Annotated in this window: 21 protein-coding genes; 15 read left to right on the plus strand and 6 right to left on the minus strand. The window is 63.2% G+C overall.

Annotated features, from left to right (window positions below; genetic code table 11):
• Window positions 1–302: 302 nt before the first annotated feature.
• Window positions 303–848 (plus strand): heme NO-binding domain-containing protein, encoded by a 546-nt coding sequence (locus BT173_RS13070; RefSeq protein ID WP_072429111.1) that lies wholly within the window; start codon window positions 303–305, stop codon window positions 846–848.
• Entirely contained in the window at window positions 845–3,016 is a 2,172-nt protein-coding gene (locus tag BT173_RS13075) for a putative bifunctional diguanylate cyclase/phosphodiesterase (RefSeq protein WP_072429112.1), read from the plus strand. The genes BT173_RS13070 and BT173_RS13075 overlap by 4 nt, the downstream gene beginning before the upstream one ends.
• On the opposite strand, the gene BT173_RS13080 is transcribed toward BT173_RS13075, so the two are convergent.
• Genes BT173_RS13080 through BT173_RS13090 form a run of 3 tightly spaced genes read right to left on the minus strand, consistent with a single transcriptional unit; the run spans window position 3,013 to window position 6,333 of the window.
• Window positions 3,013–3,804, minus strand: coding sequence for a transporter substrate-binding domain-containing protein (locus BT173_RS13080; protein ID WP_072429113.1), 792 nt, complete (start codon window positions 3,802–3,804; stop codon window positions 3,013–3,015). The two genes, BT173_RS13075 and BT173_RS13080, sit on opposite strands and share 4 nt — an antisense overlap.
• Before the next feature lie 40 nt (window positions 3,805–3,844).
• Entirely contained in the window at window positions 3,845–4,444 is a 600-nt protein-coding gene (locus tag BT173_RS13085; RefSeq protein WP_072429114.1) for a response regulator transcription factor, read from the minus strand.
• Window positions 4,441–6,333 (minus strand): sensor histidine kinase, encoded by a 1,893-nt coding sequence (locus BT173_RS13090; protein WP_084658572.1) that lies wholly within the window; start codon window positions 6,331–6,333, stop codon window positions 4,441–4,443. Before BT173_RS13090 ends, BT173_RS13085 begins: the two co-directional genes overlap by 4 nt.
• A gap of 128 nt (window positions 6,334–6,461) precedes the next feature.
• Between BT173_RS13090 and BT173_RS13095 the strand changes: the two genes are divergently transcribed.
• From BT173_RS13095 to BT173_RS13105, 3 genes are all read left to right on the plus strand, one after another.
• The gene (locus tag BT173_RS13095; protein ID WP_072429115.1) at window positions 6,462–7,466 is read left to right on the plus strand and encodes a TRAP transporter substrate-binding protein; all 1,005 of its coding nucleotides are present in this window, start codon (window positions 6,462–6,464) and stop codon (window positions 7,464–7,466) included.
• A 153-nt stretch (window positions 7,467–7,619) separates the two neighbouring features.
• Window positions 7,620–8,180 carry a TRAP transporter small permease gene (locus BT173_RS13100; RefSeq protein WP_072429116.1) on the plus strand — a complete coding sequence of 187 codons (561 nt, stop codon included), beginning with the start codon at window positions 7,620–7,622 and terminating at the stop codon, window positions 8,178–8,180.
• A complete protein-coding gene (locus BT173_RS13105) occupies window positions 8,177–9,556 on the plus strand; it encodes a TRAP transporter large permease (RefSeq protein ID WP_175545602.1) in 1,380 nt (459 codons plus the stop codon). Before BT173_RS13100 ends, BT173_RS13105 begins: the two co-directional genes overlap by 4 nt.
• A 60-nt stretch (window positions 9,557–9,616) precedes the next feature.
• Here BT173_RS13105 and BT173_RS13110 read toward each other — a convergent pair whose 3' ends face one another.
• Complete coding sequence (locus BT173_RS13110) at window positions 9,617–10,171, minus strand: DUF1003 domain-containing protein (protein WP_217651469.1); 555 nt, start codon at window positions 10,169–10,171, stop codon at window positions 9,617–9,619.
• A 154-nt stretch (window positions 10,172–10,325) separates the two neighbouring features.
• Here BT173_RS13110 and BT173_RS13115 point away from each other — a divergent pair, with 154 nt between their 5' ends.
• The 3 genes from BT173_RS13115 to BT173_RS13125 all read left to right on the plus strand — a co-directional run bounded on the left by BT173_RS13115 (window position 10,326) and on the right by BT173_RS13125 (window position 12,605).
• Window positions 10,326–11,156 (plus strand): DMT family transporter, encoded by an 831-nt coding sequence (locus BT173_RS13115; RefSeq protein WP_072429117.1) that lies wholly within the window; start codon window positions 10,326–10,328, stop codon window positions 11,154–11,156.
• 128 nt (window positions 11,157–11,284) lie between these two features.
• On the plus strand, window positions 11,285–11,677 hold the full coding sequence (locus tag BT173_RS13120; protein WP_072429118.1) for a PA2779 family protein: 393 nt from the start codon (window positions 11,285–11,287) through the stop codon (window positions 11,675–11,677).
• Window positions 11,678–11,708: 31 nt separating this feature from the next.
• On the plus strand, window positions 11,709–12,605 hold the full coding sequence (locus BT173_RS13125; protein WP_175545603.1) for a PA2778 family cysteine peptidase: 897 nt from the start codon (window positions 11,709–11,711) through the stop codon (window positions 12,603–12,605).
• 17 nt (window positions 12,606–12,622) lie between these two features.
• Here the strand turns inward: BT173_RS13125 and BT173_RS13130 are convergent, their stop codons facing one another.
• Window positions 12,623–13,540 carry a rhodanese-like domain-containing protein gene (locus BT173_RS13130; protein ID WP_084658575.1) on the minus strand — a complete coding sequence of 306 codons (918 nt, stop codon included), beginning with the start codon at window positions 13,538–13,540 and terminating at the stop codon, window positions 12,623–12,625.
• A 70-nt stretch (window positions 13,541–13,610) separates the two neighbouring features.
• Entirely contained in the window at window positions 13,611–15,536 is a 1,926-nt protein-coding gene (locus BT173_RS13135; protein WP_072429120.1) for a B12-binding domain-containing radical SAM protein, read from the minus strand.
• A 327-nt stretch (window positions 15,537–15,863) separates the two neighbouring features.
• On the opposite strand from BT173_RS13135, the gene BT173_RS13140 reads away from it, so the two are divergent.
• The 7 genes from BT173_RS13140 to BT173_RS13160 all read left to right on the plus strand — a co-directional run bounded on the left by BT173_RS13140 (window position 15,864) and on the right by BT173_RS13160 (window position 21,601).
• Window positions 15,864–17,306: a TldD/PmbA family protein gene (locus BT173_RS13140; protein ID WP_072429121.1), complete on the plus strand. Its 1,443-nt coding sequence runs from the start codon at window positions 15,864–15,866 to the stop codon at window positions 17,304–17,306.
• The gene (locus tag BT173_RS13145) at window positions 17,303–18,628 is read left to right on the plus strand and encodes a TldD/PmbA family protein (protein ID WP_245794176.1); all 1,326 of its coding nucleotides are present in this window, start codon (window positions 17,303–17,305) and stop codon (window positions 18,626–18,628) included. The genes BT173_RS13140 and BT173_RS13145 overlap by 4 nt, the downstream gene beginning before the upstream one ends.
• A 158-nt stretch (window positions 18,629–18,786) precedes the next feature.
• Complete coding sequence (msrA, locus tag BT173_RS13150) at window positions 18,787–19,320, plus strand: peptide-methionine (S)-S-oxide reductase MsrA (RefSeq protein ID WP_072429122.1); 534 nt, start codon at window positions 18,787–18,789, stop codon at window positions 19,318–19,320.
• A 67-nt stretch (window positions 19,321–19,387) separates the two neighbouring features.
• On the plus strand, window positions 19,388–19,882 hold the full coding sequence (locus BT173_RS19370) for a hypothetical protein (RefSeq protein WP_139256156.1): 495 nt from the start codon (window positions 19,388–19,390) through the stop codon (window positions 19,880–19,882).
• 222 nt (window positions 19,883–20,104) lie between these two features.
• Window positions 20,105–20,563 carry a hypothetical protein gene (locus BT173_RS19375; RefSeq protein WP_139256157.1) on the plus strand — a complete coding sequence of 153 codons (459 nt, stop codon included), beginning with the start codon at window positions 20,105–20,107 and terminating at the stop codon, window positions 20,561–20,563.
• A gap of 193 nt (window positions 20,564–20,756) precedes the next feature.
• On the plus strand, window positions 20,757–21,128 hold the full coding sequence (locus BT173_RS13155; protein WP_072429123.1) for a bleomycin resistance protein: 372 nt from the start codon (window positions 20,757–20,759) through the stop codon (window positions 21,126–21,128).
• Between the two features lie 8 nt (window positions 21,129–21,136).
• On the plus strand, window positions 21,137–21,601 hold the full coding sequence (locus BT173_RS13160; protein ID WP_072429124.1) for a GNAT family N-acetyltransferase: 465 nt from the start codon (window positions 21,137–21,139) through the stop codon (window positions 21,599–21,601).
• Window positions 21,602–21,606: the final 5 nt, after the last annotated feature.

Genomic DNA, 21,606 nt, shown 5'->3' on the forward strand with positions numbered 1-21,606 from the left:
TTTGGTATGGATGGGTGTTCAGCGGCGGCTGAATAGTGAGGGTGAATACGGCAAGTGATTGATCTGGAAAATAAAGTGGCGCTCGAATGCTGAGGGTGGTCACCAGGCTACGCGCCCTAGCCTGGTTGGCCGGTACACGCACCGCTGGCGATGCCGGCTGACCATCTGCGGCAGCGGCTGTGCCGAATTCGCGCCACGCCTATGAGGGCTTGGGCTGCGGAAGGCCGATATTTCAAAATTGCCTGCCACGTGCCAGAGTGGTTCACAGCAAAGGGCGCGATAGCCCGAAAAGGAATGGGCCAATGCTGGGCATGGTGTTTACCGAATTCATCGAGATGGTGGAAAGCCGCTTTTCACCCGAGCTGGCCGATAGCGTGATCGCGGCGGCGGCGCTGCCGCATGGTGGCGCGTATACCGCGGTTGGCTATTACCCACATGCGGAAATGCTCGCGCTGCTGGCGGCGCTGTCCGAGCGCAGCGGCATCGCGGTGGCCGATCTGGTGTGCGCATTTGGCGAACATCTGCTTGGCCGCTTCGTGGCTGCCTATCCGCAGATGTTCAGCGCACGCGCCAATCTGTTCGACTTCCTGGCCAGCATCGATGGCGAGATCCACCGCGAAGTACGCAAGCTCTACCCGGCCGCCCAGCTGCCGCGCTTCACCGTGCTGGCGCGCAGCGCGCAGCAGCTGATGCTGGCCTATGAATCGCCGCGCGGCATGGAAGCGTTGGCCTTGGGCCTGATGCGCGGTGCCGCCCGCCACTACCGCGAAGCCGTGCAGATTTCGCAGGCGCCGGCTGAGTTCGAGGGGCGGGCGATAGTGCGTTTCCAGATAGACCGGCAGCCATGAGCGATACACAATCCGACCCACAAGCCGCCGAGCTGGCCCTGATGCAGCGCCGCCTGGAGCGCGAGCGGGCGGCGCGCAAGGCGGCCGAGGTGCTCTTGTCCAGCAAGAGCGATGAGCTGTATCTGGCCCTGCAGCAGGCATCCGAGTCGCAGCGCCAGCTCGAGCTGGCGCTCTGGGCCAGTGGCGAGGCGATCTGGGAATGGGATGCCGCCAAGGACACCTTTCTGCTGCGCAGTTTCAGCCGCGCGCGCGGCGAGCCGGCCTTCAGCGACGAGACTTTTTTCGACCTCCTGCGTCTCGTGCATCCCGACGATGTTGAGTCGACCAGCTTGATCTGGGGCATGCACCTGGCCGGCAACCATGAAACGCTCGACCTGCTGCTGCGCTTTCGGCGCGGCGACAGCTGGCGCTGGATACGCGTGCGCGGCCAGGCAGTGACGCGCCGCGCCGATGGCTGGGCCGAGCGCGTGGTGGGTACGGTCAAGGATGTGAGCCGTTACCGCGCGGCCGAGGACGCGCTGCGCCTGATGGCCTCAGCCTTTGCCAGCTCGCGCGATGCGATGGTCGTGATGACTGAGCAGTGGCAGATCATCGAGGCCAACCAGACCTTTCTCGACCTGATTGGCCTGCGTCAGCAGAACGTGGGCGGCGACAGCTTCTGCCGCTTTATCGACCTGCCGGAAGCCATGTTGCGCCGCCTGCGCGACCAGGGCTTCGGCCGTGCCGAGATCATGCTCAACCGCGTGCATGAGCGTGGCCTGCCGCTGGAGATCAGCATCAACCGTTTCGCGGCCCAGGCCGGCAACGCGCCCTATCTGATCGCCACGCTGCGCGATATCTCCGAGCGGCGCCAGGCGGCCAGCACACTGGAGCGCCTGGCCCGCGAGGACGCGGTGACCCGCCTGCCCAACCGGCACGCGCTGCAGGAAGTGCTGGCGGTACGCCTGGCCAGCCTGGTGCCCGGCAAGCTGATCAGCCTCCTGTTCATCGATCTGGATGGCTTCAAGAGCGTGAACGACTCGCTCGGCCACGAGGCGGGCGATAGCCTGCTGCAGATCGTGGCGGGCCAGCTGCAGGCCGAGCTATCCAGCCAGGACATGCTGGCGCGCTGGGGGGGTGATGAATTCGTGGCGGTGCTGCACGAGAGCGAGACCACCCAGCGCAGCGACAAACTGGCCCAGCGTCTCTTGCATGTGCTGCGTCAGCCGATTGCCATCGGTGGGCATCTGACTGGCATCAGCGGCAGCATCGGGATTGCCGTGGCACCCGACGATGGCGACGATGCGGGCACCTTGCTGCGCCGTGCCGATGTGGCCATGTATGCGGCCAAGCGCGCTGGGCGCGATCAGGCGCGGCATTACCATCCTGATCTGGATTCCGGCGGTCTGCAGCGCATGCGCCTGATTGCCTTGCTGCGCCAGGCGGTCGAGCGCAATGCGCTGAGTTTCGTGGCCCAGCCCAAGGTGCGGGCCGATGGTGGCCTGAGCGGCTGCGAGCTGTTGATACGCTGGCATACCGAGGAATATGGTGCGGTGTCGCCGGTGCAGTTCATCCCGCTGGCCGAGGAGACCGGCCTGATCGTGCAGATCGGCCATCAGGCGATACGCGAGGCTGCCGCCCTGGTGCGCGAATTCGATGCGGCCGGGGCCGATCAGCTATCGGTGGCGGTCAATCTGTCGCCGCTGCAATTGCAGGACCCAGCGCTCGAACAAGTGCTGCTGGACAGCTGCCGCAAGCAGGGCATTGCGCCGCAGCGCCTGCAGCTGGAAATCACCGAATCGGCTTTTCTCGACAATAAGCTGGTCATCGAGACGCTATTGCTGCGGCTCAAACAGCATGGCTTCACGCTGGCGCTCGACGATTTCGGTACCGGCTACTCCTCGCTCAGCTATCTGCGCGATCTGCCCTTCGATGTGGTGAAGATAGACCGGGCCTTTCTGCGCGATATCGAACGCGATAGTCGCTCGGGCAAGCTCTTGGCCGGCATTGTCGACCTGTGTCACGCGCTGGGCATGGCCCTGGTGGCGGAAGGCGTGGAAACAGCCAGCCAGCTGGCGGTGTTGACCGCATTGGGCCTGAGCGAATTCCAGGGCTTTCTGTTCCACCGCCCGATGGCACAGCAGGACCTGCTCGGTCTGCTGCGCCATGCGGGCGGGGAAGCCGCTTAGCGGCTGATCCTGAACGAGCGTGGCAGCTGCACGGCGGCGCCAGTGCCAAACCAGCGGTCATAGATCTTCGCGGCCTCGCCCGTGGTCTCGGCATCGGCCAGCGCTTCATTCACGGCCTGCTGCAGACGCTTCTCACCTTTGCGGATGCCTACGCCGAGCGCTTCGGAGGCGATCGGCACATCGGGCACCTCGTAAGCTTGCTTGTTTGGCATCTTGGACAGATTGCCGAGCAGCGTGGCTTCCGGGCCCGAAACCGCTTCGCAGCGGCCATCGCGCAGCGCATTGAAGGATTCGGCGTAGTCGGCCAGCGCCACCACCTTGACCGTCTGCGACAGGTCCTTCAGATAGCGGGCATTGGTGGTGCCGGTCGGTGCGCACACGGTCATCTGGTCGAGCTGCAGCAGGCCCTTGAACTGGCCCTTCTTGGCTACCAGCTTCTGGGTCGACACATAGTAGCCGACGCTGAAGTCCACTTCCTTCTCGCGCTCGGCATTCTTGGCCAGCGAGGCAAACACCAGGTCCACACGCCCGTCCTTCAAGGCCTTGATGCGGTCGGCCGGGTCCACGGTCTTGAACACCGGCTTCACGCCGAGCTTGCGTACCACATAGTTGGCAAAGTCGATGTCATAGCCGGACACCGTGCCGTGGGATTTATCGAAGAAGCCAAACGGCGGTGAGCTGTCGCGCACGCCGATGATGACTTCGCCCTTGGCGCGGATCTTGTCCAGGTCGTCGGCGTGGGCGCCGATTGCCAGGCTTGTGGCCAGCAGGGTCAGCAGGATTTTCATACGGTCTCTTCCATTGCTTGGGTGGGTGGGGAAACAGGTTTCAGCGCGCCGCCAGCAGCTGGGCCAGGTCGAGCGCGGAGCGCACGCCCATCTTGGCAAACACATTGGCGCGGTGGACTTCTACGGTCCGGATGGCGATATTCAGTTCGTCGGCGATCTGCTTGTTCAATTTGCCGGCCAGTACGCGCTCCATCACCTCGCGCTCGCGCGGCGACAGGGTGGCCAGGCGCTTCTCGGCCTCGTGCTGGTTGCCGCGCGAGGCCTGGCGGCCCAGCGCCACCTCCAGCGCGTCGTCGATCTTGTTCAGCAGCGCCTGCTCGCTGCACGGCTTTTCCAGGAAGTCGAACGCGCCTTGCTTGACCGCCTGCACGGCCATCGGGATATCGCCGTGGCCGGACAGGAAGATCACGATCAGCTCGCTGTCCTGCTCGCGCAGGCGGTCGAACACATCGAGGCCGGACAGGCCGGGCATGCGCACATCGAGTACGGCCACGCCCTCGCTATCGGCCTGGATGGCGGCCAGAAAGGTCTCGCCGCTTTCGAAGGCGCGCACCGTGTAGCCGTGCGACAGCATCAAGAGGGCCAGGGCATCGCGTACCGCGGCATCGTCGTCGATCAGGTAAACCGGTTTGGTATTCATCGTGGCAGGCTCAGATAAAAGTGGGTGCCGCCCTCGGGCAGATTGCTGAAGCCGAGCTGGCCGTGGTGCTGCTCGATGATGGAGCGGCAGATATTCAGGCCTATGCCCATGCCCAGGGATTTAGTGGTGTAAAAGGCCTCGAACAGCCGCTCGGCCGCCTCGGGGCTGATGCCATGGCCGCGGTCGCGCACGCTCAGCTGCACGCTGTGCGCGTCAAAGCGCGTCTGCAGCATCACCTCGCGCCGCTCGGTGGGCTGGTCGACGCAGGCGTCGACCGCGTTGCGCAGCAGATTGACCATCACCTGGCCAAGCAGCACGCGGTCGGCCTGGATGATGGGCATGCCAGCCACCAGCTCGTAGCGCAGCCGCACCAGGCGCGCTCGCGCATCGGGCTCGATCAGTTCCAGCGTATCGAGTGCAATCGCATTCAGGTCGCAAGGCTCGCTATGTGGCGCATGCTTGCGCACGAATTCGCGGATGCGCCGCACCACGCCGGCGGCACGCTGCGCCTGCTCGGCGATCTTGCTCAGCGTGGAGTCGAGCATGTTGGCCTCGCCCTGGCTGGCGAACTGGCGTGCGGCGCTGGCATAGGTGCTCATGGCCATCAGCGGCTGATTGAGCTCGTGCGCGAGGGTGGAGGCCATCTCGCCCATGGCGATCAGGCGGCCGGTCTGGCGCAGCTTTTCTTCCTGTTCATGTTCGCGTGCCTCGGCCGCCTTCTGGGCGGTGATATCGACCACCGAGCTCATCCAGCCGCGCTGCTTGCCAGTCGCATCGATCAGTGGCGTGGTGTAGACGCGGGTGTGCACGAGGTGGCCATCGCGGTGGCGCATGGTCAGCTCATAGCCATCGTGCGGCGCGCGCCCGGCCAGCACCGCCTCGTTCAGCGCCTGGTGGCTGGCCACGTCCTCGGTCCAGTAAGGGTAGGGCGGGGTACTGCCGATCAGCTCGGTGGCGCTGTAGCCAGTCATGCGGCAGAAGGCCGGGTTTACATAGATCATCCGCCCGTCGAGGTCGCGCGCGCGCATGCCCACCGAGAGCGAGCTTTCCATGGCGGTACGGAAGGCATGTTCCTCGCGCAGCGCCAGCTCGGCGCTTAGCCGGCCCTGCACCTGGCGGTGCAGGCGCCACCAGGTGTACAGCACGATCAGCGCCAGCACGATGACGCCTGCCACCAAGCCCTTCTGCACGATGCCGGTGGGCGCGCGATAGGCGACTACCTTGAGCACCATGCCGTGGCCGGGCGGGTCGAAGGACAGCTGGTAGCTGAGCGCATCGTCATCGGCCGCCACGCGCGATTTGCTGGCCACTTCCTGGCCCTGGGCATCGAGCAGGGCGAGCCGGTATTTATTGGCGAACCACCACGGCACCTGCTGAGAGAGCAGGCGCGGCAGGGTCAGCACCGCGCTGACCTCGTGCTCGCTATCGCGCAGCACCACGGCCACCTGGCCATCACGGTTGAGCAGATCGGTATAGGCGGCCTTGCTGCGCGCCTGGGCCAGCTTGCGCGCGTCAGCCAGGCCCGCATCGCTGGCCTGTTCACCATACAGGAACACCTGCTTGCCCAGCTGCAGACGCACGCCACTGAGCGCCGGGTTGCCTTCGCCGATCAGGCGCGCGCGCAGGCGGAAGCTCGCCTCGTCCAGCTTGCCCTCGCGTGCGCTGACCAGCAGCGAAGTCAGTCGCTCCTCGGTCTGATCGAATTGAAAGCGCAGGTTCTGCTCTATCCACAGCACATCGCTGATCAGCACGAGGCGGGCTTCCTCGCGCTCGCTCACGCGCAGATAACTGAGCAGGCCGAGCACGGCCGCCACGAACAGCAGCAGCGCAAGGCGCGGGAGCAGCCAGAGCTGGGGGTGGGCCGGCAGGGCGGGGGGCAGGGCTTGCATCTACATATGCTAGTGGCTTATGACAAGTGCAGCATTGTGGTTAACCACAGGCGGACAACCACAATTGTTGCTGGCCAGGGGCGGGCGAAGAATGCGACACGCAGTCAAACCTACAACTGGAGACAACCATGCAACGTCGCACCATGCTGGGCGCCGCAATCGCGCTTGCCCTTTCCGCCTCCGCCGCCTTTGCCGCCAACCCCATCGTGATCAAGTTCAGCCATGTAGTGGCGAACGACACGCCCAAGGGCAAGGCCGCACTGTATTTCAAGAAGCTGGCCGAAGAGCGCACCAAGGGTGCGGTCAAGGTCGAGGTCTACCCGAACAGCCAGCTCTACAAGGACAAGGAAGAAATGGAAGCGCTGCAGCTGGGCGCGATCCAGATGCTTGCCCCTTCGCTAGCCAAGTTCGGCCCGCTGGGCGTGAAGGAATTCGAAGCGTTTGACCTGCCCTTCATCTTCGACAATTACGACGAATTGCATAAGGTCACCCAGGGCCCGGTCGGTGCCAGCCTGCTGAAGAAGCTGGAAAGCAAGGGCATTCTGGGCCTCGCTTACTGGGACAACGGTTTCAAGCAATTCAGCGCCAAGAAGCCTTTGAAGAGCCCAGCCGATTTCAAGGGTCTGAAGATGCGCATCCAGTCGTCCAAGGTGCTGGATGCCCAGATGCGCGCACTCGGTTCCATCCCGCAGCAGATGGCCTTCTCCGAGGTTTACCAGGGTCTGCAGACTGGTGTGGTCGATGGCACCGAGAACCCGGCTTCCAACTTCTACACCCAGAAGATGCATGAGGTGCAGCCTTACTTGACGCTGTCCAACCACGGCTACCTCGGTTATGCCGTGATCGTGAACAAGCCGTTCTGGGACGGTCTGCCGCCGGCCGTGCGCGCCCAGCTCGACAGCGCGATGAAGGATGCCACCAAGTACGCCAACGATATTGCCAAGGCCGAAAACGAGGGCGATATCGAGAATGTGCGCAAGTCGGGCAAGACCCAGATCGTCAATTTGACACCAGCTGAACGTGCCGCGCTGAAGCAGGCGCTGGTGCCGGTACACAAGCAGATGGCTGACCGGATCGGCGAAGGCCTGATCCAGTCCATCTACAAGGAAACCGGCTTCTCGGCCAGCAACTGATCCACGGCTAAGCCCACGCGGCACCCAGGCTTTTGGCCGGGTGCCGTTCACGAGTGCGCCGCGTGCTGCGGCCTGTGAGGCTGGCGGGGGCCTTGCACCCGGCGGCCGCAGATGGTTTCACTCCGCGCGGCGTACTCATCTGGAGCGCGATATATGAAATATTTCGATTACCTCGAAGAGGCGTTCATCGCCTTTCTGATGGCGGCCGCCACGGTCATCATCTTCGTGGCGGTGCTGCACCGCTACCTGACCGGCTTTGCCATTCCCGGCCTGCAGGATTGGCTGCTATCGCTGAATCTGGCCTGGGCCCAGGAAGTCTGTATCTATCTCTTCGTGTGGATGGCCAAGTTCGGCGCCGCCTATGGCGTGCGTACCGGCATCCATGTGGGTGTCGATGTGCTGGTCAACCGTCTGGAAGAGAAGAACCGCCGCATCTTCGTGCTGATTGCCCTGGCGGCCGGCATGTTGTTCACCGGCATCATCGGCACGCTGGGCGCGAGCTTCGTCTGGCATATCGCCCATACCGATCAGACTTCGCCTGACCTCGAGATCCCGATCTGGATCGTCTACCTCGCCGTGCCGGTTGGGTCCTACCTGATGTGTTTCCGCTTTGCCCAGGTGGCCTGGACCTTCATCCGCGGCGGCGAGCTGCCCCACCATGATCATGGCCATGTCGATGGCCTGGAAGACGAAGTGAAAGGACAGCCAGCATGAGCAATGCGATTGCAGCAACAGCGGCCAAGCCGCTGTCGATGAAGTGGCCGCTCGGCATCATTGCCGCCCTGGTCGCGATTACCGTGGTCGGTGGCCAGAAGGCGATGATCTTCTGCCTCTTGCTGGGCCTGATGCTGACTGGTATGCCGATCTCGATCGCGCTCGGCCTGTCGGTGCTGACCTTCCTGTTCACCATGACCCAGGTGCCCATCGAGTCGGTGGCGCTCAAGCTGTTCACCGGCATCGAGAAGTTCGAAATCATGGCGATTCCGTTCTTTATCCTGGCCGGTAACTTCCTCACCCATGGTGGGGTGGCCAAGCGCATGATCGACTTCGCCACCAGCATGGTCGGCCACTGGCACGGCGGCCTTGGTTTGGCAGGCGTGCTGGCCTGTGCGCTGTTTGCCGCGGTATCGGGTTCCAGCCCGGCCACCGTGGTGGCCATCGGCGCCATCATCCTGCCAGCCATGGTCAAGCAGGGCTTCCCCAAGCAGTTTGGCGCCGGGGTGATCACCACCTCGGGGGCGCTGGGCATCCTGATCCCGCCCTCCATCGTGATGGTGATGTATTCGGTGGCCACCAATACCTCGGTGGGCGCGCTGTTCATGGCCGGGGTGATTCCGGGCCTGATGCTGGCCTTCCTGCTTGGCTTCGTGGCCTGGTGGCGTGCGCGCAAGTTTGGCTATCCGCGCATGCCCAAGGCCAGTTGGGCCGAGCGCTGGTCGGCCTTTCGCCGTGCGATCTGGGGCCTGTTCCTGATCGTGATCGTCATGGGCGGCATTTATGCCGGCATGTTCACCCCGACCGAAGCGGCGGCGATGAGTGCGGTGTATGCCTTCTTCGTGGCGGTGTTCGTCTACAAGGACATCGGCTTCAAGGATATCCCCCGCATCCTGACCAGCTCGGCCGCCATGAGCGCCATGCTGCTCTACATCATCACCAATGCGGTGCTGTTCTCCTTCCTGATGGCGCACGAGAACATTCCGCAAGCCATGGGTGCCTGGCTGCTGGAAATGGGTTTCGGCCCCATCGTCTTCCTCTTGGCGGTGAACATCCTGCTGCTCTTGGCCGGCAATGTGATGGAGCCCTCGTCTATCGTGCTGATCTTCGCGCCCATCCTGTTCCCGGTCGCCATGCAGCTCGGTATCAACCCCGTGCATTTCGGCATCCTGATCGTGGTGAATATGGAGGTGGGCATGTGTCACCCGCCGGTGGGCCTGAATCTGTATGTGGCTTCCGGCATCACCAAGATGGGCATTACCGAGTTGACCGTGGCGGTGTGGCCGTGGCTGCTGGCCATGCTGGGCTTCCTCGGCGTGGTCACCTATGTGCCGGAAATCTCCACCTGGCTGCCCACCTATCTGGGCATGATGTAAAACACGAGGCGTTCAGCGCCCTGAGTACCCAAGCAAAAGGCCACCCACGGGTGGCCTTTTTCATGCCTGCTTGGTGCTGTCTCCACCCAGCACATGCTGGTGCAACTGCTGGGTCAGCATCTCAATGCGTTCACTCAGCTGCTTGGTGGTGCTGGTCAGCTCGGTGTTCTGCTGCAGCAGGCTCATCAGTTGCGCGGTCTGCTGGGCCGCGATCTCCAGGCGCTGATTGTTCGCTGCGGCCAGCATCTCACGGTGCTGGGCATCGGCGTCGGAGTGAGCCTTATCGCGTGCGGCCTGACGGGTTTGCGCCAGCAGGATCAAGGGAGCGGCATAGGCGGCCTGCAGGCTGAAGGCGAGATTGAGCAGGATAAACGGGTAGGGGTCGAACGCTGTATGGCCGGCCACGTTCAGGCCTATCCACACCAGCACGATGGCGGTCTGGCCTATCAGGAAGACCGGCGTGCCAAAGAAGCGTGCGAAGGCCTCGGCCTTCAGGGCAAACCAGTCATTGCCGAACGGAGCGGACAGATGCGCATGCGGGCGGTGAAAGCGCAGCGGGTCAGCATGGGCAGGCGTTGATACTGGGCTGGGGTCGTGCGATGTGTGCATCGGCATGATGCCTCCTGGAGGAAAGACGGGTATGCGCCACTATAGGGTGGGACGCGTAGCGTGAAGTGGGCGCATCGCTTGTATCTTGCCGTTTGCCGTAGTTTGCGAAGCAGCGGGCTATGCCTACACTGGTGCCTCCCCGTTTTCTGTCTGCCCGCCCATGTCCGCTTCCACGCTGTATGCCCTGGCCGCCATCCTGATCTGGAGCTCGCTTGCGCTGACCTCGGTGCAGCTGGCCAATGTGCCGCCCTTTCTGCTGGTTGGCCTGGCGCTCATCATCGGCGGCCTGTGCGGGCTGCCGCGCTGGCGTGACTGGCGCGTGCCGGCCAAGACCCTGCTCTTGGGCTGCTATGGCCTGTTTGGCTATCACTTCTGCCTGTTTCTTGCGCTGCGCTTTGCGCCGCCGCTGGAAGCGAACCTGATCAACTACCTGTGGCCGCTGCTGATCGTGCTGCTCTCGCCGGTCTTGCTGCCGCCTACGCGCCTGGAAACCCGCCACTGGCTCGGTGGGCTGTTGGGTCTCGCCGGCTGTGTGCTGATCGTACTGAGCAAGGGCAGCCTGTCGCTGAGCGGCCAGCATGGACTTGGCTATCTGCTCGCCGCGCTGGCCGCGCTGATGTGGTCCAGCTATTCCTTGCTCACCCAGCGCGTAGCGCCGTTTCCCACCGGCGCCATCGGCGGCTTTTGCATGGCCTCCGGCCTGCTCTCACTGCTCGCCCATGCGGCGCTTGAACCAGCCTATAGCCTGAATGCCAGCGAGTGGGGCTGGCTGGCCTTGCTCGGCCTCGGGCCGATGGGCGCGGCCTTCTTTTTGTGGGATGCCGCACTGAAGCGCGGCGATGCGCGTGCTATAGGTACGCTGGCCTATCTGACCCCGCTGTTGTCGACTGCCTTGCTGGCGCTGTTTGGCGGCGGTCACTTCGGCTGGCAGGCCGCGCTGGCCCTGTTGCTGATACTGAGCGGTGCCTGGCTGGGGCGTAGCCGCAGCTAGGTGAGCAGACCCTGGTGTTGGCATGCCGCCACGTGCCTGTGTCGCCAGGTATATGCCAAGGTGCTAATTTTTCAGCTTGGGTTAAGCTTACAGCGCTTACCCTCGCGACTTTCACCGGAGCTACAACAATGAAACAAGGCCTCGTCTCTACCCTTTCCTATGCCGTGCTGCTGAGCTTTGGCGCCGCCAACCTGCCGCTGCACGCCGCCATGCTGCCCACCGAGCGCGCCGCCGAGCAGTCGGCCCTGACCCTGAACGACGAACGCGCTGAGGTGGTCGACTTCCTGCAACGCGAGCACGTGGCCAAGGCCCTGGCTGAGCAAGGCGTGAGCAGCGCTGATGCGATTGAGCGCGTGGCCACGCTCAGCGATGAGGAAGTGCGTGAACTGAATGGCAAGATCAAGAACCTGCCGGCCGGTGGCGATATCGTCGGCGTGCTGTTCACCGTGTTCATCATCCTGCTGGTCACCGACATCCTCGGCCTGACCAAGGTCTTCCCCTTCACCCGCTCGGTACGCTGATTTGCAACTGTTGTGCAAACAGGGGGTGGCCTTGCTGGCCACCCTTTTGCTTTCTGCCTGTGCGGCGCCGCAGACGCGCGCGCTCCTGGCCGAGCCGGCCGGGCGGCCCACCCCCTTGGAACTCAGCCGCGTCCCTTTCCACGCCCAGACCGAGCATCAGTGCGGCCCGGCCGCGCTGGCCATGTTGCTCAACGATGCCGGCGTGGCGGTTAGCCCGGAGGCACTGACCCCGCAGGTCTTCGTACCCGGGCGTGAGGGCAGCCTGGCCATCGAGATGCTGGCCGCCGTGCGCCGCTATGATCGCGTCGCCTACCGGATTCCACCGCGCCTGGATGCTGCGCTCGATCAGGTGGCGCAGGGCCGGCCGGTGCTGTTGCTGCAGAACCTGAGCCTGCCGATCAGCCCGCTCTGGCACTACGCGGTGCTGATCGGTTACGACCTGGCGCAGCGCCAGGCGATTTTACGCTCGGGCATCACCGAGCGTGAGCTGATGCCACTCGATACGCTGGAGCACACCTGGGCACGCGGTGATTTCTGGGCGATGGTGGTGGTGGCGCCCGAGCAGATTCCCGACTTTGTGACACCCACCGAGGCACAGCGCCAGGCCTTGGCCCTGGAGCGCATTGGCCGCCATGCGGCGGCGCGCGCGCTGTATGCGGCCATCGTGGCGCGCTGGCCCGATCAGCCACTGGCCCGTTTCGGGCTGGGGAATATGGCTTATCAGCTTGGCGATCTGCGCGCGGCCGAAGCGGCCTGGCTGCCTTTAACCGAGCTGGCCGGCGGCCAGTATGCGTGGTGGCACAATCTGATCGAGCTTTACCTGGAGCAAGGCCGGCGCGCGGAGGCGCTGGCGCTGTGGCAGCGCGCCCAGCAACGCTGGCCGGCTCAGCCCGAACTGGCCGAACTCAGACCGCGCCTGCAGCCCTGAGGCCGAGCGACGCCGATTCAGTCCTGCTGCGCGAGCCAGGCATCCAGGCCGCCTGCCAGTGGGTGCACATGCCGGTAGCCGTGGCGCTGCAGTGCCCGGGCGGCCAGCGCGGCCGAGGCTTCGTTCGGGCAGCTGCAGTAGAAGACAATCTCGGCATCCTTCGGCACATCGGCCAGCAGGCGCTGCACCTCACTGACCTCCATCTCCAGTGCGCCGGGAATGCGGCGTGGATCGCTGGCGCGACTGGCAGCCGAGCGCACATCGACCACGATGGGCGCATGGCCCTGCTGCAAGCGTTCGCGCAGCGCCGCCACCGGCATATGGTGCAGGCGGACGAAGCGCAAGAGGCGCTGGCGCTCCAGCCAGCGGTAGAGCACATACAGGGCCAGCAGGCCGAGCAGCACCGGAATGGCCACCGCTCCGATGGCGGAGAGCGCGGCCAGAATGGCATCGACCTGCTTATGCAGCAAAAAGCCCGTGCCAATCGCGCTGCCGGCCCATAAGCTGGTGCCCAGGGTATCGAACAGCACGAAGCGCCCGGCCGGCAGACCGAGCGCCCCAGCCAGCGGCGAAGCCAGCGCGGACAGGCCGGGCACAAAGCGTGCAATCAGCAGCGAGGCCACGCCCCAGCGCGTATAAGCACGCGTGGTGCGCCCCACGCAGGTATCGGGCGAGAGCGAGATTCGGCACATCAGCCCCAGCACCTTGTGGCCATGGCGGCGTCCGGCCAGATACCAGATGAAATTGGCCATGCCCGAGCCGAGCACGGCCAAGATCAGCGCGCTCCAGGCCGAGAGCAGACCCTGGGCCGCCAGCGTGCCGGCCAGCATCAGCGTGGGCACGGCCGGTATCGGCGCGCCCAGCTGTTCAATGAACACATTCAGGAACACCAGCAGGGGACCGTGCTGGTCAAAGAGATCGATCAAGGGCTGCACGGTAGGGCTCCACAAACAGGCGCGCCTACTTTACCCGCTTCGTCTGACGGCCGGGTGACGCGCTCCAGCCTTAGCGTGCCGCCAGCGCGCGTTGCACGAACTGGCGCGGCACCGTACTGCGCGGCACCTTGCCGGCAAACCAGCGCCGCACATCCTCATCGACGGCAATGCCATGCATGAAGTTGTACAGCGCCTTGTTCAGCGCTTCGCCGAGCACCGCGTGGTCCACGCCGGTTGGGTCGATAAAGCCGACATCGTTCTTGGCGAAGGTGATCTCGGGCAGCGGTAGCAGCGTCACCCCGTACTCGTCGGGGTTCTGGCCCACCGGCGAGTGCACGGTGCAGACAAAGCGGTGGAAGAAGCCGCTCTGGATGCAACCGGCTTCGAACAGCTGGCGCACGTATTCGAGCGCATCCACGGTGTCCTGCACGGTTTGGGTGGGGAAGCCATACATCAGATAGGCATGCACCAGGATGCCGGCCTCGGCAAAACCATGGGTGACGCGTGCCACCTGGTCGACCGACACACCCTTCTTCATCAGCTTGAGCAGGCGGTCGGACGCCACTTCCAGCCCGCCCGAGATGGCGATGCAGCCCGAATCGGCCAAGAGCTGGCATAGCTCGGGCGTGAACGATTTTTCGAAGCGGATATTGCCCCACCAGGAGATCGCTACATTGCGCGCCAACAGTTCCTCGGCCAGCGCGCGTAGCATCTTGGGCGGCGCGGCCTCGTCCACGAAGTGGAAACCGGTCTGGCCGGTCTCGGCAATGATGGCCTCGATGCGGTCGACCAGGGTCTTGGCCGAGGCGGTCTCATAGCGCGAGATATAGTCGAGTGTCACATCGCAGAAGCTGCACTTCTTCCAGTAGCAGCCATGCGCCACGGTCAGCTTGTTCCAGCGCCCATCGCTCCATAGCCGGTGCATGGGGTTGAGCATATCGAGCAGGGACAGATACTGGTCGAGCGGCAGGCCATCCCAGGTCGGCGCGCCCCAGTCCTCGAACGGCACATCGGGCTCGGGGAAGTTGATGTAGCGGACCGCGCCGCCGTCTGCCACCGGCTCGCGCACAAAGGTGCGCACCAGTCGGCCGCGGCCACGCTGGCCGGCCAGATGGTCGAGCAGGGCCAAGAGCGGCCGCTCGCCCGAATCCAGCGTCACATAGTCGACATAGTCGAACAGGCGCGGCTCTTTCAGCTCGCGCAGCTCGGTATTGGCAAAGCCGCCGCCGAGGCCAATCGCAATCTCGGGGTCGGCTGCCTTGATGCTCTGTGCAATGCGCAGCGCCGCATACATGGCGCCCGGGAACGGCACCGACAGGAGCACGAGGCTCGGTTGATGGCGTTCGATGGCGGCCAGGGTCAGCGCATGCAGGGTATCGTCGACCAGATTGCGCGGCGCGGCCAGCGCCTGCGCCAGCGGCTCGAAAGTGGGCTGGGCCATGGCCAGCGATTCGGCATAGCGCACGAACTCGAAGCGCGGGTCGATCGCTTCGCGCACCACATCGGCCACATCGTTCAGGTAAAGCGTGGCCAGATGGCGCGCGCGGTCGTAACTGCCTAGCGCGCCGAAGGCCCAGGCCAGCGGGTCGCCACCGTCCGGGTCGTTCGGGTCCACATACACATCGAGCGCATCGAAACGCGGACCCTCGGGTAGAAAGCGTCGGCTGCAGATGCGGTGCGCGAGTGTGCTGTCGCGCCCCTGCAGAAAGGCGATCACCGGGTGAATCGTGCTGGCGTAGAGCTCGAAATGTTCGACAAAGCCATGGGTCAGCGCGGTGCGTTCGCCCACCGCCTGCTTGGCCACCACATCACGCACCTGTTCCAGCCCGGCACGTGAAAACAGCTTGAGCACTAGGCCCAGGGCCAGGTCCTCCTGCACAGCATCAAAACCGTGCTTACGCAGAAAGCCGGTGAGGTAGGCAGTGGACGGATAGGGCGTGTTCAGCTGCGTCATCGGCGGAATCAGCGACAGAACACGAATCGGCGCGGTGGACATGCGCATTTCCAGGCTGGTGGCACCCTGGCCCGGCTGTACGTACGGCGCGCGGGCGAGGGGCGATTGTTCAAGTAAATCAATCCGCTAGGCGCATACAGGCAGCCGGCTGGCGGGCGCGCATTGTGCCAGCTTATGCCTGCCACGTCTGTGCCGGGCGCTGCGGGGGCGACGAGCGTCGCGGCGGGCTGTGTTGTAGCGCCGCTGCTGGGTACGACTTGTCTGGACATGCTGGGCATGACTGGCGCGGCGCGCGCCGGCTATCATGGTGCACCTTTTCGGTGTTGGCTGGTCTAGGCTTGCACCACTCCCCTTGGCTGGAAGAATCCCATGCATGAACTGATTGAGGCCCGCTTCCGGGCCCTGAACCCGGGCGTCGATTTCTGCTCGCTGCGCTATGTGGAAGAAGCGCGCGAAACCCTGGCCGTGCGCCAGGGCGTGGCCGAACCGCTGGCACGCAGCCTGGACCGCGGCGCGATGATTACCGTGCTGCATCGTGGTGGCTATGGTTATGCGGCCACATCCGACCTATCCAGTGCCGGCTTGCAGGCAGCGCTGGAACGCGCGCGCCAGTGGGCCGAGGCGAGCCGCAGCCAGGCGGTATTCGACTTCAGCGGCTACGAGCCGGCGCGGCCGTCCGGCCGTTATATCGGCCCCGGTGCCGAGCAGCCACTGGATTGGCAGCGCCGCGAGCTGACTGAGCTGCTGCTGGCCGAAGATGCCGCCAGCCAGATCGATGCGCGCATCGTCGACCGTGCCGCTAGCCTGGGCCGGCTCGATGTGCACCAGCTCTATATCACCCATGATGGCGGCAGCGTGGAGCAACGCTTCCGTGCATTGATTCCCAGCCTGGTGGTGACCGCCTACGCCGACGGCGTGGCGCAGACGCGCTCGCTCGGCGGCCAGTACAACGGCTACTGCCGTCAGGGCGGCATGGAAATCCTTGCCCAGGCCGGCCTGGCCGGCGCTGGCCAGCGCGTGGCGGAAGAGGCGCTGCAACTCTTGGCCGCGCCCAACTGCCCGAGCGGCAGCATGGACCTGTTGCTGATGCCCAGTCAGATGATGCTGCAGATCCATGAATCGATCGGCCATCCGCTTGAACTCGACCGCATTCTGGGTGACGAGCGCAATTACGCTGGCACCAGCTTTGTTACGCCCGAGATGTTCGGCAGCTATCAATATGGCTCCGAGCACCTGAACGTGACCTACGATCCGCAGCGCAGCAATGAATTCGCCGCCTATGGCTGGGACGACGACGGCACGCCGGCCGAGAAGGTGTGGCTGATCAAGCAGGGCCTGTTGAAGGTGCCGCTGGGTGGGGCGATCTCGCAGGCGCGTGCCAGCCTGCCCGGCGTGGCGAACAGCCGCGCCTGCAACTGGAACCGCGCACCGATAGACCGCATGGCCAACCTCAATATCGAGCCGGGCGACCAATCGCTCGCACAGCTGATCGCTGGCGTGGAGCGCGGTGTGCTCATGGATACCAATGTCAGCTGGTCGATTGACGACTCGCGCAATAAATTCCAGTTCGGCTGCGAATATGGCCGCCTGATTGAAAACGGCGAGCTGAAGGGCGTGGTGAAGAACCCTGGCTATCGCGGCATCTCGGCCACCTTCTGGCGCGCGCTGAAGGCTGTGGGCGACGAAAGCACGCTGGATGTGATGGGCACGCCGTTCTGCGGCAAGGGCGAACCGAACCAGGTGGTGCGCGTTGGTCATGCCTCGCCGGCCTGTCTGTTCGGCGCGGTAGATGTATTTGGAGGGGAAGCATGATGCGCCAGTATTTCGAGGCTGTGGCCGAGGCGGTGTTTGCCGCGCTGGATGAGGCCGAGCAGGCCACCTTGTGGCTGTCGGGTGAACAGAGCGATTTCATCCGCTTCAACCACGGCAAGGTGCGCCAGGCCGGCCAGGTCAAACAGTGCTATCTGACGGTGCAGCTGGTGTTGGGCAATAAGCATGTGGCGCAGACGGTGACGCTCAGCCATGTGCTGGACGAGGACCAGCATATGCTGCTGGGCGTATTGGCCGATTTGCGTGATGCGCTCGGTGATGTGGCCGACGACCCCTATCTGCTGCTGAACACGGCGCTGCAATCGACCCAGCGCAGCGAGGCAAGCCGCCTGCCGCCGGCCGAGCAGATGGTGGCCGATATCGTGGCCGCCGCCGCGGGTGCCGATCTGGTCGGCATTCTGGCGGCCGGGCCGGTGTATATGGGCTTTGCCAATAGCCTTGGGCAGCGCAACTGGCATGAAACCGCCAGCTGGAACTTCGACTGGAGCCTGTATTCGCACGGCGACAAAGCGGTCAAGCGTGGTTCGGCCGGCACCGAATGGGATGCGGCTGCACTGCAGACGGCAATGGCCGAGGCACGCGCCCAGCTGGCTCTGCTGGCGCGCCCAGCCAAGACCCTGGCACCGGGCAGCTATCGCGCCTATCTGACCCCGGCCGCGGTCGGCGAGCTGGTCAGCATGCTGAATTGGGGCGGCTTCTCCGAGCGCGAAATGCGCAGCAAACGCTCGTCCCTGCTCAAGCTGCAGGCTGGCGAAGTGAGCTTCTCACCCATGTTGAGCCTGAGCGAAAACACCGCCGCGGGCCTGGCGCCGGCTTTCCAGGCCGAAGGCTTCATCAAGCCGGCCGAGGTGGCGCTGGTCCGCGAGGGCAAGTACGCGGGCAGCCTGGTCAGCCCGCGCACCGCGCGCGAGTTCGACCTGCCCAGCAATGGCGCCGGCGCAGGCGAGGGTAGCGAAGCACTGGATATGGCTGCCGGCGATTTGCCGATGGCTGAGGCTCTGAAGGCGCTGGGTTCTGGTTTATATGTGTCTAATCTTTGGTACTTGAACTGGTCTGATCGTGCCGCAGCACGCATCACCGGCATGACCCGCTTCGCCTGCTTCTGGGTGGAAGATGGCCAGATCGTCGCGCCGCTGAATGTGATGCGCTTTGACGATTCGCTATTCCGCCTCTTGGGCAGCGAGCTGGAAGCGCTGACTGCCGAGCGCGAGCTGCTGGTGGATGCTGGCAGCTATGGCGGCCGTTCCAGCACCAGCCAGCGCCTGCCCGGCGCCTTGCTACGTTCGCTGAACCTAGTGCTTTAGCGCGCGCCCAGCCCGCGCAGTCTGCTTGGCATGGCTGCGCGGGCCGCATCAGAAATCGGCTGCGGTGGCGACCAAGTAGCCAAGCACGGGGCGCAAGGCGGCATCGGTTGTCTGCGCATCGCGCCCCAGTCCTTATCCATACACAATGGGAGTTGATCATGTCGCAAGCCATTGCCACCCTGGCCGGGGGCTGTTTCTGGTGTCTGGACGGGGTGTACACGCGCCTGCGTGGCGTGGAGCGGGTGGTATCCGGCTATATGGGCGGCCATATCGAGCACCCCACTTACAAGCAGGTCTGCAATGCCGATACCGGCCACGCCGAAGTCGTGCAGATTCACTACGACCCGAATGAGATCCGCTTTGAAGACCTGCTAGAGGTTTTCTTTGTGATCCACGACCCCACCACGCTGAACCGCCAGGGCAATGACGTCGGCCCACAGTACCGCTCGGCCATCTTCTACCACTCGCCCGAGCAGCGGGCCGCCGCAGAGGCGGCCATCGCCGCGCTGACGGCCGAACGTGCTTTCGCCAGCCCCATTGTCACCGAGCTGGCTCCCGCCAGCACCTTCTGGCCGGCCGAGGGCTACCACCAGGGCTATTTCGACGCCAACCCCTACCAACCCTACTGCATGGCCGTGGTCGCCCCCAAGGTGCGCAAGGCGGTGAAGAAATTTGCGGCGCGGTTGAAGTAGGCACTGTAGGCCCACATGCAATTGGGGCCAATTCTTGGCGAGATTGATATCGATGTACATATATGCGATGACTTTTATTTCTTCCCTTACAACAGCAATAGTTGCGCTCTGCCTGACGGGATATGCAAATGCTGCCTGCGGCTTTGTTTCCATCGACAACCGAGCAGCTATCGGTCAATCGTTGTACCGCATTACAAAAAAATTAGGGCCGTCTGGCTACAGAAGACTGCCAGATGAAGATTTTTGGACTTTCGAGAAAGACAAGTTCGATAACATTGGTGTTTCTGCTCCTGTTGCGGATTTGGTTGCATTTGGTACCTATAAGCACATTATTTTTCAATCGAATCTGCGATTCAAAACAAGCGACCTCAAGTCGGCGCACTTTGATATCGCTAGCAAGCTTGGATCTTGTGCAAAGAAAATCAAGCCAGAATGCTGGAAGGATAGTTCGGGTCGCTTTTACGAGTTTGGCTCTGACTCTAAAGACACATATATCTTTATTAATTCCCCACGGCATGGGCCACCGAATGACCCAGACCTTCCGCCGAGAAACTGCCGATGATTTTCATGGCAGTGGTATCTGATAAACAAGCTCTGCTTGTTGGAGGTACGAGTTGGAATGGTTATGTCAATCTTCTTATTAAGAAAAAATTATGGGGCATCTAGGCGTCAATTAGTCTTTGTGCGTTGATGAATGCGAGAGCGGTCTAGGTTGGAACGTTCATTGATAATGCTTGCTGTGCTTGTTTATTGAGATTTTTGTCAAAATTCTGGAGAGTTTTCAATGAAAGATGGCTTTTCGGGTGTGATGGCTTGCACCCTATTTCTTGCTGTGAATACTTTTGCGTTTGCTGAGCAAGTGTCTTGCCAGCTAGCCAAACGGTACAAAGATGGTGGCTCGGTAAGTTATTCAGCGAATATTACTTTGGGGGCAGGGAAAATCACTGCGCTCTATGTAAATAGCACGATAGCTTCAGGGGCGGAGGGCGGCGGGTATCTGTGTGCCTTCAATACCTCCAAATTAAATAAGACCGCGAAGTGGTCAGTGCAAGGTGCGCTGACGACATTGATGGTGAATGACGATGGCGAGGAATCAGTAGTAAGCATCCGTAAAGTGGGTAGTGCTTATCTGATTGATCCATCGGGAATAAATAGATACTACTGTGGTTTTGGGGCAGAGTGGCCAGACGAGATCATCGTCACGTCGGGCAGTAAAAAATGCAAGGTTTCCCCAAGTCCTTAGCGTGCTTACCACTAATAGGAACCCCGTCATGTCTGATGAGCAAGCGCTGCGTGTGGGCAGCACTGAATAGAATTGTTGTACCAATCGTCTTCCAAGCACATTCCTCGCATGTCTAGGGCCCATTCAGATTTTATGCAGTGCGTGATAAGAGGACGGCCTGGCGAGATAGGCGATCAAAAGTACTAGGAGAAACATGTCCAAGCTCGTCGCAGCGCGCCAGGTTCTGGCGGTCAAGGATTTGGCGGTTTCGGTGGCGTTTTACCGTGACGGCCTGGGGTTCAGCATCGACTTCGCGTCGGAGGACTGGTGTTTTCTGAGCCGGGATGGCGTGCAGCTGATGCTTGGGCACTGCCCCAATGCCTTGCCGGCGGCCCAGATCGGTGATCACGCCTATTTCGCTTATATCGAAGTCGAGGCGGTAGATGACCTGCATGCGGAGCTGTGCGCACGCGGCCTGGCGGCCTTGCCGCCGCCCGAGGACAAACCCTGGGGCATGCGTGAGTTCATGCTCAGCACGCCGGATGGCCATCGCATCGTATTTGGCCAGGAAACAGACGCCGCTTAGGCTAGATCATGACAATTACACGCTTGAACCCCGCCGAGCCGGCTGCCCAGATATTGCTGGCTGGGCTGAGCATGCATCTGGCTGATCTGTATGGCTATCAGGTTGATCTCGCGCGCAGCACCCAGGCCATGCAGCAGCCGAATGTGCACTTCCTGGGCGTGAGGCAGGACGGCGAGCTGGTCGGCTGTGGTGCCGTCAAGCTGGTCGAGGGCGCGGAGGCCTATGGCGAGATCAAGGCGGTCTTCGTGGCCGAGGCGCAACGCGGGCGCGGGCATTCGCGCGCCATCATGCAGGCGCTCGAGGCGCATCTGCGCAGTGTGGACATTCAGCTGGCGCGCCTGGCCACCGGTACCCGTCAGCCCGAGGCGGTGGCCCTGTATGTCAGCCTTGGCTACACGCCTTGTGCGCCGTTTGGCGGCCAGCAGGCCGATGATTTGACGGTGTTCATGCAGAAGCCGCTAGGTGATGCGTGATACCG

Origin of the sequence: Chitinimonas taiwanensis DSM 18899 (assembly GCF_900119825.1) — a bacterium.
GTDB classification, from domain to species: Bacteria; Pseudomonadota; Gammaproteobacteria; order Burkholderiales; family Chitinimonadaceae; genus Chitinimonas; species Chitinimonas taiwanensis.

Excerpts from the sequence above, each read along its gene's own strand:
- BT173_RS13070 (WP_072429111.1), top strand. The coding sequence starts at position 303 with ATGCTGGGCATGGTGTTTACCGAATTCATCGAGATGGTGGAAAGCCGC.
- BT173_RS13075 (WP_072429112.1), top strand. The coding sequence starts at position 845 with ATGAGCGATACACAATCCGACCCACAAGCCGCCGAGCTGGCCCTGATG.
- BT173_RS13080 (WP_072429113.1), bottom strand. The coding sequence starts at position 3,804 with ATGAAAATCCTGCTGACCCTGCTGGCCACAAGCCTGGCAATCGGCGCC.
- BT173_RS13085 (WP_072429114.1), bottom strand. The coding sequence starts at position 4,444 with ATGAATACCAAACCGGTTTACCTGATCGACGACGATGCCGCGGTACGC.
- BT173_RS13090 (WP_084658572.1), bottom strand. The coding sequence starts at position 6,333 with ATGCAAGCCCTGCCCCCCGCCCTGCCGGCCCACCCCCAGCTCTGGCTG.
- BT173_RS13095 (WP_072429115.1), top strand. The coding sequence starts at position 6,462 with ATGCAACGTCGCACCATGCTGGGCGCCGCAATCGCGCTTGCCCTTTCC.
- BT173_RS13100 (WP_072429116.1), top strand. The coding sequence starts at position 7,620 with ATGAAATATTTCGATTACCTCGAAGAGGCGTTCATCGCCTTTCTGATG.
- BT173_RS13105 (WP_175545602.1), top strand. The coding sequence starts at position 8,177 with ATGAGCAATGCGATTGCAGCAACAGCGGCCAAGCCGCTGTCGATGAAG.
- BT173_RS13110 (WP_217651469.1), bottom strand. The coding sequence starts at position 10,171 with ATGCCGATGCACACATCGCACGACCCCAGCCCAGTATCAACGCCTGCC.
- BT173_RS13115 (WP_072429117.1), top strand. The coding sequence starts at position 10,326 with ATGTCCGCTTCCACGCTGTATGCCCTGGCCGCCATCCTGATCTGGAGC.
- BT173_RS13120 (WP_072429118.1), top strand. The coding sequence starts at position 11,285 with ATGAAACAAGGCCTCGTCTCTACCCTTTCCTATGCCGTGCTGCTGAGC.
- BT173_RS13135 (WP_072429120.1), bottom strand. The coding sequence starts at position 15,536 with ATGTCCACCGCGCCGATTCGTGTTCTGTCGCTGATTCCGCCGATGACG.
- BT173_RS13140 (WP_072429121.1), top strand. The coding sequence starts at position 15,864 with ATGCATGAACTGATTGAGGCCCGCTTCCGGGCCCTGAACCCGGGCGTC.
- BT173_RS13145 (WP_245794176.1), top strand. The coding sequence starts at position 17,303 with ATGATGCGCCAGTATTTCGAGGCTGTGGCCGAGGCGGTGTTTGCCGCG.
- msrA (WP_072429122.1), top strand. The coding sequence starts at position 18,787 with ATGTCGCAAGCCATTGCCACCCTGGCCGGGGGCTGTTTCTGGTGTCTG.
- BT173_RS19370 (WP_139256156.1), top strand. The coding sequence starts at position 19,388 with ATGACTTTTATTTCTTCCCTTACAACAGCAATAGTTGCGCTCTGCCTG.
- BT173_RS19375 (WP_139256157.1), top strand. The coding sequence starts at position 20,105 with ATGAAAGATGGCTTTTCGGGTGTGATGGCTTGCACCCTATTTCTTGCT.
- BT173_RS13155 (WP_072429123.1), top strand. The coding sequence starts at position 20,757 with ATGTCCAAGCTCGTCGCAGCGCGCCAGGTTCTGGCGGTCAAGGATTTG.
- BT173_RS13160 (WP_072429124.1), top strand. The coding sequence starts at position 21,137 with ATGACAATTACACGCTTGAACCCCGCCGAGCCGGCTGCCCAGATATTG.